The sequence below is a fragment of the Haliea alexandrii genome (assembly GCF_003719295.1).
In the GTDB taxonomy this organism is placed as follows: Bacteria; Pseudomonadota; Gammaproteobacteria; order Pseudomonadales; family Halieaceae; genus Haliea; species Haliea alexandrii.
On record NZ_RFLW01000003.1, the window covers coordinates 506,386 to 521,381 of the forward strand.

General features: G+C 62.9%; 15 protein-coding genes. 9 read left to right on the forward strand and 6 right to left on the reverse strand.

The genetic code is table 11. The annotated features are described in order from the left end of the window. Nucleotides 1–8: 8 nt before the first annotated feature. Both dcd and apbC read right to left on the reverse strand, forming a co-directional pair. A complete protein-coding gene (gene dcd / locus EGJ68_RS14710) occupies nt 9–575 on the reverse strand; it encodes a dCTP deaminase (protein WP_027949108.1) in 567 nt (188 codons plus the stop codon). A gap of 17 nt (nt 576–592) precedes the next feature. Next, nucleotides 593–1,408 (reverse strand): iron-sulfur cluster carrier protein ApbC, encoded by an 816-nt coding sequence (gene apbC, locus EGJ68_RS14715; protein ID WP_123035297.1) that lies wholly within the window; start codon nt 1,406–1,408, stop codon nt 593–595. A 155-nt stretch (nt 1,409–1,563) separates the two neighbouring features. Here apbC and metG point away from each other — a divergent pair, with 155 nt between their 5' ends. The 7 genes from metG (at nt 1,564) to EGJ68_RS14750 (ending at nt 8,636) form a co-directional block, all read left to right on the forward strand. Next, nucleotides 1,564–3,234, forward strand: a complete 1,671-nt coding sequence (gene metG / locus EGJ68_RS14720; RefSeq protein WP_199228060.1) for a methionine--tRNA ligase — start codon at nt 1,564–1,566, stop codon at nt 3,232–3,234. Nucleotides 3,235–3,326: 92 nt separating this feature from the next. Further along, the gene (gene rsxA, locus EGJ68_RS14725) at nt 3,327–3,905 is read left to right on the forward strand and encodes an electron transport complex subunit RsxA (RefSeq protein ID WP_123035299.1); all 579 of its coding nucleotides are present in this window, start codon (nt 3,327–3,329) and stop codon (nt 3,903–3,905) included. 4 nt (nt 3,906–3,909) lie between these two features. Continuing rightward, nucleotides 3,910–4,524, forward strand: coding sequence for an electron transport complex subunit RsxB (rsxB, locus tag EGJ68_RS14730; RefSeq protein WP_123035300.1), 615 nt, complete (start codon nt 3,910–3,912; stop codon nt 4,522–4,524). Next, nucleotides 4,521–6,245, forward strand: a complete 1,725-nt coding sequence (rsxC, locus tag EGJ68_RS14735; RefSeq protein WP_123035301.1) for an electron transport complex subunit RsxC — start codon at nt 4,521–4,523, stop codon at nt 6,243–6,245. The genes rsxB and rsxC overlap by 4 nt, the downstream gene beginning before the upstream one ends. Continuing rightward, nucleotides 6,245–7,273 carry an electron transport complex subunit RsxD gene (gene rsxD, locus EGJ68_RS14740; protein ID WP_123035302.1) on the forward strand — a complete coding sequence of 343 codons (1,029 nt, stop codon included), beginning with the start codon at nt 6,245–6,247 and terminating at the stop codon, nt 7,271–7,273. Before rsxC ends, rsxD begins: the two co-directional genes overlap by 1 nt. Beyond that, entirely contained in the window at nt 7,273–7,926 is a 654-nt protein-coding gene (gene rsxG / locus EGJ68_RS14745) for an electron transport complex subunit RsxG (protein WP_123035303.1), read from the forward strand. The genes rsxD and rsxG overlap by 1 nt, the downstream gene beginning before the upstream one ends. Further along, on the forward strand, nt 7,923–8,636 hold the full coding sequence (locus tag EGJ68_RS14750) for an electron transport complex subunit E (RefSeq protein ID WP_123035304.1): 714 nt from the start codon (nt 7,923–7,925) through the stop codon (nt 8,634–8,636). Before rsxG ends, EGJ68_RS14750 begins: the two co-directional genes overlap by 4 nt. A 3-nt stretch (nt 8,637–8,639) precedes the next feature. Here EGJ68_RS14750 and EGJ68_RS14755 read toward each other — a convergent pair whose 3' ends face one another. The 4 genes from EGJ68_RS14755 to EGJ68_RS14770 are packed head-to-tail and all read right to left on the reverse strand — an operon-like array spanning nt 8,640 to nt 11,143. Next, nucleotides 8,640–9,050, reverse strand: coding sequence for a hypothetical protein (locus EGJ68_RS14755; RefSeq protein ID WP_123035305.1), 411 nt, complete (start codon nt 9,048–9,050; stop codon nt 8,640–8,642). A 7-nt stretch (nt 9,051–9,057) separates the two neighbouring features. Further along, entirely contained in the window at nt 9,058–9,513 is a 456-nt protein-coding gene (gene rimI, locus EGJ68_RS14760; RefSeq protein WP_123035306.1) for a ribosomal protein S18-alanine N-acetyltransferase, read from the reverse strand. A 2-nt stretch (nt 9,514–9,515) separates the two neighbouring features. Beyond that, complete coding sequence (locus EGJ68_RS14765) at nt 9,516–10,235, reverse strand: hypothetical protein (protein ID WP_123035307.1); 720 nt, start codon at nt 10,233–10,235, stop codon at nt 9,516–9,518. A 50-nt stretch (nt 10,236–10,285) separates the two neighbouring features. Beyond that, nucleotides 10,286–11,143: a glycosyltransferase gene (locus EGJ68_RS14770; RefSeq protein ID WP_123035308.1), complete on the reverse strand. Its 858-nt coding sequence runs from the start codon at nt 11,141–11,143 to the stop codon at nt 10,286–10,288. A gap of 44 nt (nt 11,144–11,187) precedes the next feature. Between EGJ68_RS14770 and EGJ68_RS14775 the strand changes: the two genes are divergently transcribed. Together EGJ68_RS14775 and EGJ68_RS14780 are read left to right on the forward strand one after the other, a co-directional pair. Next, nucleotides 11,188–12,444, forward strand: a complete 1,257-nt coding sequence (locus tag EGJ68_RS14775) for an Nramp family divalent metal transporter (RefSeq protein WP_233248843.1) — start codon at nt 11,188–11,190, stop codon at nt 12,442–12,444. Nucleotides 12,445–12,729: 285 nt separating this feature from the next. Beyond that, complete coding sequence (locus EGJ68_RS14780; RefSeq protein ID WP_158283688.1) at nt 12,730–14,958, forward strand: hypothetical protein; 2,229 nt, start codon at nt 12,730–12,732, stop codon at nt 14,956–14,958. The last annotated feature ends 38 nt before the right edge of the window (nt 14,959–14,996 follow it).

Below are 14,996 nucleotides of genomic sequence, written 5' to 3' on the forward strand. Positions count from 1 at the left end.
AACGCGTATCAGGCGCGCGGTAACGTCACGCCGCGCTGGCCCTGGTACTTGCCTCCGCGATCGCGGTAGCTGGTTTCACACACCTCATCCGACTCGAAAAACAGCATCTGCGCGACGCCCTCATTCGCGTATATCTTCGCCGGCAGGGTAGTGGTGTTGGAGAATTCCAGCGTCACGTGCCCCTCCCACTCCGGCTCCAGAGGCGTCACATTGACGATGATGCCACAGCGGGCATAGGTCGACTTGCCCAGGCAGATGGTCAGCACGTTGCGCGGTATGCGGAAATACTCCACCGTCACCGCCAGCGCGAAAGAGTTCGGCGGAATCACGCACACATCGCCACGCACGTCGACAAAGCTGTTTTCATCGAAGGCTTTTGGGTCCACGGTCGCGGAATTGATGTTGGTGAACACCTTGAAATGATCCGAGCAGCGCACATCGTAACCGTAGCTCGATGTGCCGTAGGAAATAAGCCGGCGATCGCCGTCGCTGCGCACCTGACCCGGCTCAAAGGGCTCGATCATGCCCTGCTGCTCCGCCATACGGCGTATCCATTTATCTGCCTTGATACTCACGCTGCAATACGCTCCGTTCAGTCGTCGCTGATTCGTATGGTGGGAACCCCGGCATCGCCGCCCGAGGCGGCGCCCGCCAGGGTCGCGTCAATGGCCCGGGCAGCTGCTAGATACAACTGCGCTTCCGGAGATTCCGGCGCCGCGACAACCGTCGGGGTGCCGCTGTCAGTCTGCTCGCGGATGGACAGGGCCAAGGGCAGGCTGGCCAGCAGCGGCACACCGTAATCCGCCGACACCCGCTCACCACCGTCGCTGCCGAAAATATGTTCGGCATGGCCACACTGGCTGCACACGTGCACAGCCATGTTTTCAAGGATACCGAGAATGGGCACATCTACCTTGCGAAACATCTCGATACCCTTGCGGGCATCCAGCAGGGCAATATCCTGGGGCGTGGTGACGATCACCGCACCGGCGACCGTGGCTTTCTGCGACAGGGTAAGCTGTATATCACCGGTACCGGGCGGCATGTCGATCACCAGGTAGTCCAGCTCGCCCCAGAGGGTCTGCTCCAGCATCTGTACCAGTGCACCGCCCGCCATGGGACCGCGCCAGACCATGGGTGTGCGCTCACTGGCGAGAAACCCCATGGACATGGTCTTCAGCCCGTGTGCCATCACCGGCAGCAGCCATTTGCCATCTTTCTGTTCCGGCTTGGTACCCTCGGCAATACCCAGCATGCGCTGCTGGCTGGGTCCGTAGATATCGGCATCCAGCAACCCCACGCGGCTCCCCAGCGCCCGCAGCGCCAGCGCCAGGTTCACCGCTGTGGTCGATTTGCCGACGCCACCCTTGCCGGAGGCAACGGCGATAATGTGCTTGATTGTGTTCATGACTGCCGGATCCGTGGAATACCAGTGCAGGGCCTGGGCGCGACCCGCGAGGGACGCCAGTATAGGGAGTTGGGCGGGCCCCGACAATGACTGGCGCAGGCAAACCCGCTATAGTACGCCCCCTGTTTTTTGAACTGCATGGAATAGTGAAGCACATGCCAGACAGCCACGCGCGCAAGATCCTGGTGACCAGCGCCCTACCCTACGCCAACGGCCCACTGCATTTGGGCCACATGCTGGAAATGGTGCAAACCGATATCTGGGTGCGCTTCCAGAAGTCGCGTGGCCACGATTGCCTCTACGTGTGCGCCGATGATGCACACGGTACAGCCATCATGCTCACTGCAGAAAAACTGGGCATCACCCCCGAGGAGCAGATCGCCCGTATCAAGGCAGAGCACGAGCAGGATGCGGCTGGATTCTGTATTGATTTCGACAACTACTACAGCACCCACTCGGCGGAGAACCGCCACTGGAGCGAGGAGATCTACGGCCGCCTCAAGGCCAATGGCCACATCACGCGCCGCGATATCGTACAGGCATTTGACCCGGAGAAGGCACTGTTCCTCGCCGACCGCTTTATCAAGGGTACCTGCCCGCGCTGCAAAACCCCCGGGCAGTACGGTGACAACTGCGAAGCCTGCGGCGCCACGTACACGCCTGCAGACCTCATCGACCCGGTGTCAGCCATTTCCGGGACGCGCCCGATCGACAAGGAATCAACCCACTTTTTCTTTGCGCTGCCCGCACTCGCGGACATGCTGGGCGACTGGATAGACTCCGGCACGCTGCAGCCACAAATTGCCAACAAACTGCGCGAGTGGACCGCCGCGGGGCTGCAGGAGTGGGACATCAGCCGCGATGCGCCCTATTTCGGCTTTGAAATTCCGGGGGAACCCGGTAAATACTTTTATGTATGGCTGGATGCGCCCATCGGCTATATCGCCAGCTTCCAGAACTACTGCGAACGCACCGGCTGCGACTTCGGCCGCTACTGGCATGCCGACGCCGATGCCGAACTGTTCCACTTCATCGGCAAGGACATCATCAACTTCCACGGCCTGTTCTGGCCGGCAATGCTGCACTCGGCGGGCCTGCGCACGCCTACGGCCATCTATGCCCACGGCTTCCTCACGGTCAATGGCACCAAGATGTCCAAAAGCCGGGGCACGTTCATCAATGCCGGCACCTACCTGCAGCACCTGGACGCGGAATACCTGCGCTATTACTTCGCCGCCAAACTCGGCGCCGCGGTGGATGATATCGATCTCAACCTCACGGACTTCGTACAACGAGTGAATGCCGATGTCATCGGCAAGGTGGTCAATATCGCCAGCCGCTGCGCCGGCTTCCTGCGCAAGGGCTTCGACAACACCACCGCAGCGCACTGCGCCGAGCCGGAACTGCTACAGGCCTTCCTGAATGAAGGGGAAGCCATCGCCGAGTCCTACGAGCAGCGCGAGTACAGCAAAGCCATCCGCGCTATCGTTGCCCTGGCGGACCGTGCGAATCAGTACATTGATGAACGCAAACCCTGGGTACTGGCCAAGGAGGCGGGCCGCGAGGCGGATGTTCACGCCGTGTGCAGCATGGGGATCAATCTGTTTCGCGTACTCATGACCTACCTGAAGCCGGTGCTGCCCGCGATGGCAGAGAAATCCGAACGGTTCCTCAACTGCTCGCTGGACTGGACCGCACTCACCGGAGGGCCGCTGCTCCAACACGGCCTGTCACCGTTCGAGCCCCTGCTGACCCGCGTTGATCCGGCTCAGGTTGAGGCAATGCTGGCTGCCAGCGCCGACGAGGCGAAAGCCAGCCAGGCTTGAACCAACCCGGGTTTTAAACCCCGGTGGCGATTGTTTCCACCGGGATAACTACTTACCATTAGGCGAATTAATAACCCCTTGATGACGGTATTGTGCTAGCCGACTATTCCATCCTTCTGATCGGAGCCATTCTGGTCAACAACTTCGTGCTCGTGCAGTTCCTTGGACTGTGCCCATTCATGGGCGTGTCCAACAAACTGGAAACCGCCATGGGCATGTCCATGGCCACCACCTTCGTACTCACGCTCGCCTCGGCCTGCAGCCACCTGACCTACTACCTGCTGCTGGAGCCGCTGGGGCTCGAATACCTGCGCACCATCTCATTTATCCTGGTTATCGCGGTTGTGGTGCAATTCACCGAGATGGTGGTGCGCAAGAGCAGCCCGCTACTGCACCGGGTGCTGGGTGTCTACCTGCCCCTTATCACCACCAACTGTGCCGTACTGGGTGTCGCCCTGCTCAATATCAACAAGGACCACAGCTTCCTCCAGGCATTGTTCTACGGCTTTGGCGCTGCGCTGGGGTTCTCCCTGGTGCTGATTCTGTTCGCGGCCATGCGCGAGCGCCTGGCCGTTGCCGACGTGCCAGAGCCCTTTCAGGGCGCTGCCATCGGCATGGTCACGGCCGGTCTGATGTCGCTGGCCTTCATGGGCTTCGCGGGGCTGGTGTAGCGTTATGCCGAGCTGGATTGCAGACTATCCATTGCTTGCGGCGCTGTTGGCGCTGGTCGGACTCGGCGCACCGTTCGGTGCGCTGCTGGGCTTCGCGGCCGTGCGCTTTCGTACCGAAGGCAACCCGATTGCCGATGAAATCAACGCCATCCTGCCGCAAACCCAGTGCGGACAGTGCGGCTTTCCCGGCTGCCGTCCCTATGCCGAGGCCATTGCCGGCGGCGAAGCCATCAACAAGTGCCCGCCCGGCGGCGAATCGACCATCCAGGCCCTGGCGGACCTGCTGGACGTGGAAGCACCGCCGCTGGACGAGGAACATGGCGAAGAAAAGGTCAAGGCGGTGGCCTACATCCGAGAGGACGAGTGTATTGGTTGCACCAAGTGCATCCAGGCCTGCCCCGTCGACGCAATTCTGGGCGCAGCAAAGCAAATGCACACCGTGATCGCCAGCGAGTGCACAGGTTGCGACCTCTGCGTGGAGCCCTGCCCCGTGGATTGCATCGACATGATCCCGCAGCCTGAAAGCCTGCAGACCTGGCACTGGCACATGCCCGCCCAACGCAGCAGCAACCTGGAAATTATCGCCACCGATGCCACACCCGCCGAGCGTGCCGCATGAGACGGGTGCATGATTTCCACGGCGGCATTCACCCCGCCGAGAACAAGCATCAGTCACTGCAGCAGCCGATTCGCAGTGCGGGCATACCGCCACAATTGATTCTGCCCCTGTCGCAGCATATTGGTGCGCCGGCGCGGGCAGTGGTTGCCGTTGGCGAGCGGGTACTCAAAGGGCAGTTGATTGCCGAGCCCGGTGGGCATGTCAGCGTGCCACTACACGCGCCGACTTCAGGCGTGGTCAGCGCCATTGAAGACCGGCCCATACCCCACCCCTCCGGCTTTCCCGCACCCTGTATCGTCATCGACAGCGATCAGGAAGACCGCTGGGCGCCGGTTCAGGGTGTGGCCAACTACCTCGATTGCGAAGCCACCGAGCTGCTGGAGCTGATCCGCGCAGCGGGCATCGCGGGCATGGGTGGGGCGGGCTTCCCCACTGCCGTGAAGCTCGCCGGCAAGCCCGGGCGCGCCGTCAAGACCCTGATCATCAACGGCACGGAATGTGAACCCTACATCACGGCCGACGACAGCCTCATGCGGGAACGGGCCACCGATATCGTCGAAGGCATTGCCATTCTGCAGCATATCCTGCAGCCGGAGGACATCCTGCTGGGGCTGGAAGACAATAAACCCGAAGCCATTGCTGCCCTGCGCGCGGCCACCACAGGCAGAGCCATTGAGGTGGTGACCTTCCCGACCAAATACCCGTCGGGCGGAGAGAAGCAGCTCATCGAAATTCTCACCGGGCAGCAGGTGCCCAGCGGCGGCTTGCCGGGAGACATCGGCATTGTCTGCCAGAACGTGGGCACCGCCGTGGCCGTGCGCGACGCCATCTGCCATGGACGACCGTTGCTTTCGCGCATCACCACGGTGACCGGCGATGCGGTGGAGGCCCCGCAGAACTTCGAGGTGCTGCTGGGCACGCCCATGCAGTACCTGCTGGAGCTTGCCGGCCTGCACCCGGAGCGCTGCGAGCGCCTGGTGATGGGAGGACCGATGATGGGTTTCACCGTCACCACCGCGCAGGCACCTGTCGTCAAGACCACCAACTGTATTCTGGCACCCACCGCCGCCGAGCTGCCGCCACCACCGCCCGCGCAGCCCTGCATCCGCTGCGGCCTCTGCGCCGAGGCCTGTCCGGCAAGCCTGCTGCCCCAGCAACTGTTCTGGTTTGCCCAGGGCAAGGAATTCGAAAAGCTGGAGCAGCACAATCTGTTCGACTGCATTGAGTGCGGGGCGTGCTCCTGGGTCTGCCCCAGCCACATCCCACTGGTGCAGTACTACCGCGCCTCCAAGGCCGACATTCTGGAACAGCGCCGCGAGCACACCAAATCGGAGCAGGCACGACAGCGCTTCGAGGCCCGCCAGGCCAGGCTGGCGCAGGAAGAAGAGGAACGCGAAGCCAAACGAGCTGCGCGCAAAGCGGCCGCGGAGAAGCGCGCCGAACTGGCCGCGCAGGGGGGCGCGGAAGACCCGATCCAGGCCGCCATCGAGCGCGCCAAGGCCAAGAAGGCCGCACAGCAAGACGGCCAACCCGTCGCAGCCAGCGTTTCTCCCGAGGCTGCGCTGCGCCAGAAACTGGCGAAAGCCGAACAACGCCTGGCGCAAAGCCTTGCGTCTGGCGAGGACGCCAAGATCGTCAGCGCCCTGCAGGCCTCGGTGGAGCGCCTGAAAGGCAAGCTGGCTGAGGCCGAGTCAGCCGAAACGGCATCAGGAGCAACCTGATGGCACTGATGCGCGTCAGTTCGCCGCATGCCCACGGCAGCTACAGCACAGGGATGGTGATGCGCCAGGTGCTGCTGGCCACCGTGCCGGGTGTGTTTGTGCTCACCCTGTTCTTTGGTTTCGGCACCCTGGTCAATGTAGCCTGGGCGTGCCTGGTCGGCATCGCCCTTGAATCCCTGGCGCTTTTCCTGCGCGGACGCTCCCTGACCTTCTACCTCAAAGACTGCAGCGCCCTGGTGACCTGCGTATTGCTGGGCATCGCCCTGCCACCCTATGCCCCCTGGTGGTTAATCGCGGTAGGGGTGGCTGCCGCCGTTCTGATGGCCAAGCAACTCTACGGGGGGCTGGGTTATAACCCCTTCAACCCCGCCATGGTGGGCTACGTCGTGCTGCTGATTTCCTTTCCTGTGCAGATGACGGCGTGGGCGCCACCGCGTGGCCTTGCGGACGTACCCAATCTCTGGGAGGCCCTGCAAGCCTGCTTCCTGCCCGCGCAGTTCGATGGCGTCACCATGGCGACGCCGCTCGATATACTGCGCCAGAATCAGGGACTGCTCATGGAAGACCTGTGGGCCCAGACACCACAATTCGGGCGCTGGGCGGGCATTGGCTGGGAGTGGGTGAACCTCGCCTTTCTGGCCGGTGGCCTGTGGCTGTTATACCGGCGCATATTCACCTGGCATGCCCCGGTGGCCATGCTTGGCAGCCTCGCGCTGATGTCAGCGCTTTTCTACGCCGGTGGCAGCTCCAGCAGTGGCGGGTCGCCACTGTTCCACCTGCTCAGCGGTGCCACCATGTTCGGCGCCTTCTTCATCATTACCGACCCGGTCTCCTCCGCGGTATCGGTGCGGGGCAGGCTGGTCTTCGGGGCGCTTATCGGCGTGCTGGTGTATTTGATTCGCGTCTGGGGCAATTACCCGGATGCCGTGGCATTTGCGGTACTCATCGCCAACTTTGCCGCACCTTTCATCGACCACTACACCCAGCCACGCGTCTATGGCCATGGCAAGTCTGGAGGCACCGGCTGATGCAGCTCCTGGGGCAATCAATTACCCGCAACAGCGCCCTGCTGGCGCTCTTCGCCCTGTGCACGGCATTGCTGATTGGCGGTACCTGGCTCGCCACGCGGGACACCATTGCCCTGGAGCAACGCCACGCGGAAGAACAGGCGCTGCTTGAAATCGTGCCCCGCGAGCGCCACGACAACAGCATGCTGGACGACACTCGCACACTGCAGCCGGGGAGCAACGACCTTGGGCTGCGCGAAGCCCGCCCCTTGTACATCGCACGCCAGAACGGCGACGCCGTCGCCGTGATAGTGCCGGTGGTGGCGCGAGACGGGTACAGCGGCGACATCGAGTTGATCGTCGGCGTCAATACGGACGGCACCGTTGCCGGCGTACGCGCTGTAAAACACCGGGAAACGCCTGGCCTGGGCGACAAAGTCGACCTGCGCAAGTCACGGTGGATTCTCGACTTCAACGGCAAATCCCTGACCCATCCGCCACCCGCCCAATGGGGTGTGCGCAAGGATGGCGGCACGTTTGACCAGTTCACCGGCGCCACAATCACCCCGCGTGCGGTCGTCGCGGCAGTGCAAAAGGCCCTGCAGTTCGTGCAGCGCGAACGTGCCAGCCTGTTTGGCAAGCCCGGCGCAGCGCCGAAGGAGCCCACCACATGAGCACCCCCGCCTACAGCGAACTGACTCTCGACGGTTTGTGGAAAAACAACCCGGCGATTGTGCAGCTGCTCGGACTCTGCCCCTTGCTCGCGGTCACCGGCAATGTGGTCAATGCGCTCGGCCTGGCCGCCGCCACCACACTGGTTCTGGCCTGCTCCAACACAGCGGTCTCCGTCATCCGCAACGTGGTGTCGGATGCCGTGCGCCTGCCGGTGTTCGTTATGATCATAGCCTCTGCGGTCACCTGCACCGAGTTACTGATGCAGGCCTTTGCCTTCGAGCTCTACCAGATTCTGGGGATTTTCCTGCCGCTGATCACCACCAACTGCGTCATTCTGGGCCGCGCCGACGCCTTTGCCAGCAAGCATGCAGTGGCGCCGGCGCTCTACGACGGCCTGATCATGGGGCTGGGCTTTGGCGTGGTGCTGGTGATGCTGGGCGCGGTGCGCGAAGTGCTGGGCACCGGGGCCCTGTTCGCCGATATGCAATTGCTGTTTGGCGACTCGGCGGCGAGCTGGAAACTGGTGCTGATCGATAACTACCAGCCTTTCCTGCTGGCCATTCTGCCTCCAGGTGCGTTTATTTTCACCGGGCTGATGATCGCCGGCAAAAACCTTATCGACAGTCACATAAAACGCCGCCAGGACGCGCTGAAAGCAAGGCCAGTCAAAGGCGCCAAGCGGGTGCGCGTTACCGGTACCATCAGCTGACACTCAGCCCGGGGCGGGCTCGCTCAGCGCCAGTGTGTCCAGCAGTGCGTCGACAGCGGCATCGTCCATGCCACGATTGTCACTGTCGCAGCTGTAGCTGACAAACAGCAACAGGCCGTGCGCGGCAAGATACCATTCGCGGACCGCCGCATCTTCCTCGATGAAACGGGTCGACCAGCCAGCAAAGTCACCACAGTTGACCGCCTGCCAGCCTGCTGCCGCGGGCGACTCCGCCGCCGCAATCTGCCGGAGCTCTGCCTGCCCGAGGTCACCGTCTGTCTTGTGCAGCGTGGTCATCTCGAGGCAGCCTACATCGTCTTCGTCGGCGACGAGTACCGTGCCGTCCTCCTCGACATCAGCCCACCATTCAGGCGCCAGCGCCATCGTCCACCACTCGGTTTCCACTACGTTCATTGTTCTCTCACAGATCCAGTGACATCAGTACCGCATCTTCACGCCCAGGCGGCAGCGGATAATAGTTGCGCCGCAAACCGTCCACGTGAAACCCCATCTGCTCGTACAGACGGCGGGCGGGCATATTGGACTTGCGCACCTCAAGCACACAGCGCCGCGCTCCGGTTACAAGCATGGCATCAACCGCCGCCTGCAGCAGACATTCCCCGAACCCCTGGCGTCGCGCGGCGCTGGCAACCACAATATTGTAGATACTGCCGTCATCAAACTCGCGCGCGTACACCACAAACCCCTGCAGGGCGCCGTTCACTTCCAGCAACAGCGCGCGCTCCGCGGCCTCTTCAGCCACCGCGCAGCAACGCACGTATTGTGATTCCCGCCAAGGCCAGGCCGATGCCTGCGCATCCAGTGAAGCCATGCTGGGGATATCTTCAGGCAACGCGGGCCTGATAAGCGGAGACACGGCTAGGATTCCAGCGCCGCCAGCGCCAGCCAGGCATCGCGCTTCAATACGGGCTCAGCAATCATCTCGGCACTATCCGGCAACCGCACGGTAGGGACCGTGTCGAGCTCTGGTTGCAGCAGGTACTGGCCAGCATGCGCGCCCAGCAGCACGAGACAATGGCAGCCCTTATCGCGCAACTGCCGCCGCACAAAACCGGTGAGCGCTGCGGCCGCGGCCTCCTCGCCCAGGTCGAGCTGACGGTTCGTGTGCAGGGGCCAATCGAACCGCGTAGCCGGCGGCGCAGCCTCCCGCTCACCGCCGCGACGCATGGTGTGGGCAAACGCCATGGCGCGAATCAACTGCAGCTGCTCTGCTGGCACTTCCGGGCCGTTCGCAGGCTGCAACCAGAGGCAGCCTCCCGCAACAATTGCCACCACGCTGAACGCGACCGCAGGTGCAGCAACAGGCTTGGGCGTGGGTGCGGGCACCGTTGTTGGCGCGCGCTTGGCTGGTGCCGACGGTGCGAGGGAGGGTGAGGCCGCCGCCCGGTCGGTTGTCGATACCGCCTCGGCAGCGACCGGCGCGTCCGCCAGGGCCGGCGCGGCCGCTTCAGACCGCCAGACAACCGGAACACGCGGCACACTCGGCGCCGCTCCGGGCAAGACCCTGCGGGCCACCAGCAGCTGTAATCCCAGGGGCTCCAGGCACGCCAGCTTGTGCAAATCTCGTGGGATTGCCATGGTCGCTTCACGTTTCAACGAGCCGGCAGTCTAGCAGTTTTCGCAGGGCGCTACAGCCAGCGCCACCCGTAACGGTGGAAGAAACGCAGGCCCGCTCGCAGAAAATAGCTTACGTGCCGCAAGCCCTTGCGTGCCGTTTCCCCGCCGTAATGGCGCACGCGCATCTCGGGCAGATAGTGCAGGTCACCCAGGGCAGCCAGGCGCAAGGACAGGTCATAGTCTTCAAAATACAGGAAAAACGCCGGATCAAAACCGCCCACGCGGCGCAACACAGCCCCTCGCACCAACATGAAGCAGCCGCTTGCCAGCGGCACCGCAGAAGGCCTGCCGGCAGCGTGTACGTCGTGCATGGCGTAGGCGGCAAGGCGCGCCGAGAAGCGGGCCTGTAACCACGCGGGCGCAAAGGCGCGCAACGCCAGCACCAGCACTGTGGGCATACGCTTGCCAAGATACGCCGGGCTGCCATCTGCCAGCTCCCCCCGGGGGCAAACGAGCACCACCTGCGGGTGCTCGCGCAGATACCCCAAGCCGACAGCAAGAGCCCGGGCGTCTGTGACAATATCCGGGTTCAGCACCAGATGCCAGTCAGAACCACTGTGCTCCAGGGCCCTATTGTGGCCGGCGCCGTAACCGAGATTGGCCGTCGCCCGCAGTACGCGGCACACCACTTCGGTGCGCTCCCAGGGCAACTGACCGATGGTATCGTGCAGCGCCTGGTGATAGACGCTGCACACCGAATTGTCCACGACGAACACAGCAACCGTTGTGAGCGCAGCGGCTTCACGCGCCTTCTGCACCGCCACCAGCAGCGCAGCCAGAGTCTCTTTCAGGCGCGCCAGATCGCTGTGGTAGACAACCACAGAAACGCACAGTGATGGGACAGCAGTCAACGTGGCCATAGCGGTCATGTTAGCAGCCGCACGCGCCGACAACCTAGCACAAGGCTGCTAACATGGACGCTGAAGCCACGTGGGAGCACCACTTGATGACGTCCAGTAACCAGCGCTTCCGCTTTGGCCCCGGGTTGCTGGTTACAGCAGCTTTCATCGGCCCCGGCACTATAACCACCGCGAGCTCCGCCGGCGCACACTATGGCTTCGCTCTGCTCTGGGCTTTGCTGTTCTCCGTGTTCGCCACGTATATCCTGCAGGAAATGAGTGCCCGCCTGGGGCTCGCGACACGCGCTGGCCTGGCAGAAGCGATGCGCGCTCACTTCACCAGCCCACTACTGGGCAAACTCGCGGTTATCCTTGTGGTGGTCGCCATTGGCATTGGCAACGCGGCCTACGAGGCAGGCAACATTGCGGGAGCAGCGCTGGCGTTGAACACGGTATCCGGTCTCGGCACCGCTTTCTGGTCCGTGGTCATTGGGCTGGTCGCTGCCGGCCTGCTGGCGAGTGGCCGCTACGCGGTGCTGGAAGCCGTGCTGATCCTGCTCGTACTGGTAATGAGCGCAGTGTTCATGCTCGCCGCGATCGTGGTGAGCCCCTCCGTGGCCGACATTCTTCACAGTCTGCTGCGCCCGACGCTGCCCGAGGGATCGGTCATGGTCGCCATCGCGCTGATTGGCACAACTGTAGTGCCCTACAACCTGTTCTTGCATGCCAATGCCGTGCGGGAAAAGTGGCCGGCGAACATCAGTCTGGAGCGGGCAGTGCACGAATCGCGCCTGGACAGTGGGCTGTCCATCGGTCTCGGTGGGCTGATCACCCTGGCGATCATGAGCACAGCGGCCACGGCTTTTTTTGGTACCGGCGTGACATTCGACGGCAGTTCGCTGGCGCGGCAACTGGAGCCGCTGCTGGGGCCCGCGGCAAACAGCATTTTTGCCGCCGGCCTGTTCGCCGGCGGCCTGACCAGTGCGATCACCGCCCCACTCGCCGCCTCCTATGCGGTTTGTGGCGCCATGGGCTGGCAATCCCGCATGAGCGCTCCGGGCTTCCGCCTGATATGGATCTCTCTACTGACCACCGGCACGCTGTTCGCGGCGCTGGGCACACGACCACTCGCCGCGATTTTACTGGCACAGGCAGCCAATGGCCTCCTGCTGCCTGTGGTCGCCGTCTTCCTGCTCCTGGTGATGAACAGTCGCACGCTGCTGGGGGCACAGGCCAATGGCTGGCTTGCCAACCTGCTGGGAAGCCTGGTGGTAGCGGTCGCAGTGGGCCTGGGCGGGTTGAAGATCCTGGGTGTTGCGGGCTGGTTGTAGGCCACCGGGCTCGGGATTCTGCAGGAAAGTGCTTGCCAAATGCCGGGCGTGCTTGGAGTATTGGGAAAGACGGTAAAGGGGGCAACGCTTGTGAAAGATAGAGGATACGGCGGCTTGTTTGTGTAGAAAATCACAAAAAGTGTCTATCATCATGTTATTAATGAACTTTTCCTCTTATTTCCGTGCTAACCTCGACTCACTGATTCGATCGCTCCCTGCCTCAGGGGGCGGGTTGAGGGACACAATAAAACCTTCTTCACTATCGCGGGCACTAAGGGGAAGACAATGATCACTCGGTTTGCCACTCTCACCAGCCGGTTTACTCTCGGGCTAGCCCTCCTCATGAGTTTGTATGCCTGCGGCGGTGGCGGCGGTGGTGGCGGTGGCGGGTTCCTGCCCGAGCCCGGCGAGGATGACGTGACCTACGCCCTCACGCTGACCCTGCTCGATGCCGATGGCAACCCTACCAGCAGCGTCACTTCGACCACACCGGCAACACTGGAAGTCCGCGTAAACCGCAACAATGATCGCGGTGTCCCCGTGGCGGACGCACTGGTCTCGGCGACGACATCGCTGGGCGTGATAGCGCCGGATACCGGCACGGCACTCAGCAATGCCGAGGGCATCGCCACGCTGCAGGTGAGTGGTGACGGGCAACTCGGCGCAGGCACCATCACGGTCAGCGTGGATGCGCCCGCGGGCACCGTGACCGAAGCGCTAAACTTCTCCATAGATCAGGCTGCCCTGCGACTGGGTTCATTCGCCGACGGTGTTTTTCGCCCGGGCGTTATTGGCATCAGCGGTGACACCCTGCCGCGTAACGGCTCTGCCGAACTGACCGTGTTTGTGGTCGACGGTGACGGGGAGCCGGTCAGCACCGAGCAGGAAGTGCGCTTCCGCAGTGATTGCGAGCGGTCCGGATTGGCAGAACTGCCGGTGTCGGCCACTACAACCGATGGTCGGGTCACGGTTGAATACACTGTCGCCGGCTGCTCCGGCACGGACACGGTAACCGCAAGCATCGCAGGCCTTGCCAGCACCGCCACCACCAACATCACCGTGGCGCCCCCTGGCGCCACCTCGATCGTTTTTGACAGTGCCGAACCTGCGGTACTCGCCCTGCGCGGCACCGGCGGCGGCAGTGGCCTGCAGGAAACCGGGGCCGTCACCTTTATTGTGTCTGACTCCGACAACGTGCCTATCCAGGGCGTTGCCGTTGACTTCTCTCTCAGCACCACCATTGGTGGCCTGTCACTGGTACGTACGCGCGCGGTCTCCAACACGGAAGGCATCGTCAGCGCCACGGTACAGTCAGGCAACGTGGCCACAGCGGTACGCGTTATCGCCACCATCATGGCCGACACGAGCAGCGGCACCCTTGACTTGTCGACGGTCTCCGACGTACTCGCAGTAACGACCGGCCTGCCGGACCAGAACTCGGTTAGCCTGTCTGCAACCGAGCTGACCGTGCGCGGCGCACGCGAATTCGACGGCATCACCAGCGAAATCACCGTGCGCATGGCAGACAAGTTCAACAACCCGGTGCCGGATGGCACAGCAGCCGTGTTCCAGACTGAATACGGCTCCATCCAGGGTTCCTGCGTTACCGATGGGGGGGCCTGCTCCGTGATCTGGACCAGCCAGGCACCGCGCTTCCCCACCTTCAATAGCGACCTGGTACGCACTACCCGCGACAGCAACTACAGCTGCCCAAGCCACAACGTCGGCTTCGGACCCTGCCCGGACGACCTCGGCTATATCCGCGGGCTGCGCTCTACCATTCTGGTGACCGCACTGGGTGAGGAGTCGTTCATCGACGCCAACGGCAATGGCCTGTACGACGAGGGTGAAAGCTTTCAGAACCTGACCGAAGCATTCCTCGACCACAATGAGGACGGCCGCTATAACCCGGCACAGGGTTGTGTTTCGGGAGCCCCCGCCAACTGTGCGGCGGCGGGGTCGGAAGAAACCTTCGTCGACCTAAACAGCGACGGTACCTTCTCGCGTGGCACCAGCTCAACATTCCCCAACGGCCTGTACAATGGGGTGCTCTGCCCCCCCGCAGGAGACGGGGTGTACTGCAGCCGCGAGCTCGTGAACGTGCGTGACAGCCTGGTGCTGGTCATGGGTTCGGATTCCAATTTCGACATCCTCGTGGTCGACAACAGCACGCGCCGCCAGCCCTCCGTGTTGCAGGCAGGCCGGACGTACACCGTGTACGTGGCTGACATTTACAACAACGCACCTGCGGGTGGTTCGACCGTCTCCGTCACCGGGGATGGTTGCGAGGTGAGCGGCAGCGCCACGGACTTTGAAGTCGTGGACAGCAACAGCATTGGTGCCCTCACCCTGCCAGCCTTCAGCATTGTCGAAAATGCCGGTGGCAGCATAACCATCTCGGTAGACGGTGGTGGCGTGACTGTCGCACGGGACTTCTCCTGTCAGGCGGCACCAGAGCCCGAGTGTGACCCCAATACCGACCCTGACTGTCTGGTGCCTGGCGGCGGCCCCTGATCGTCAGTGCTTAGATAACAAAAGGCCCGCATCAGCGG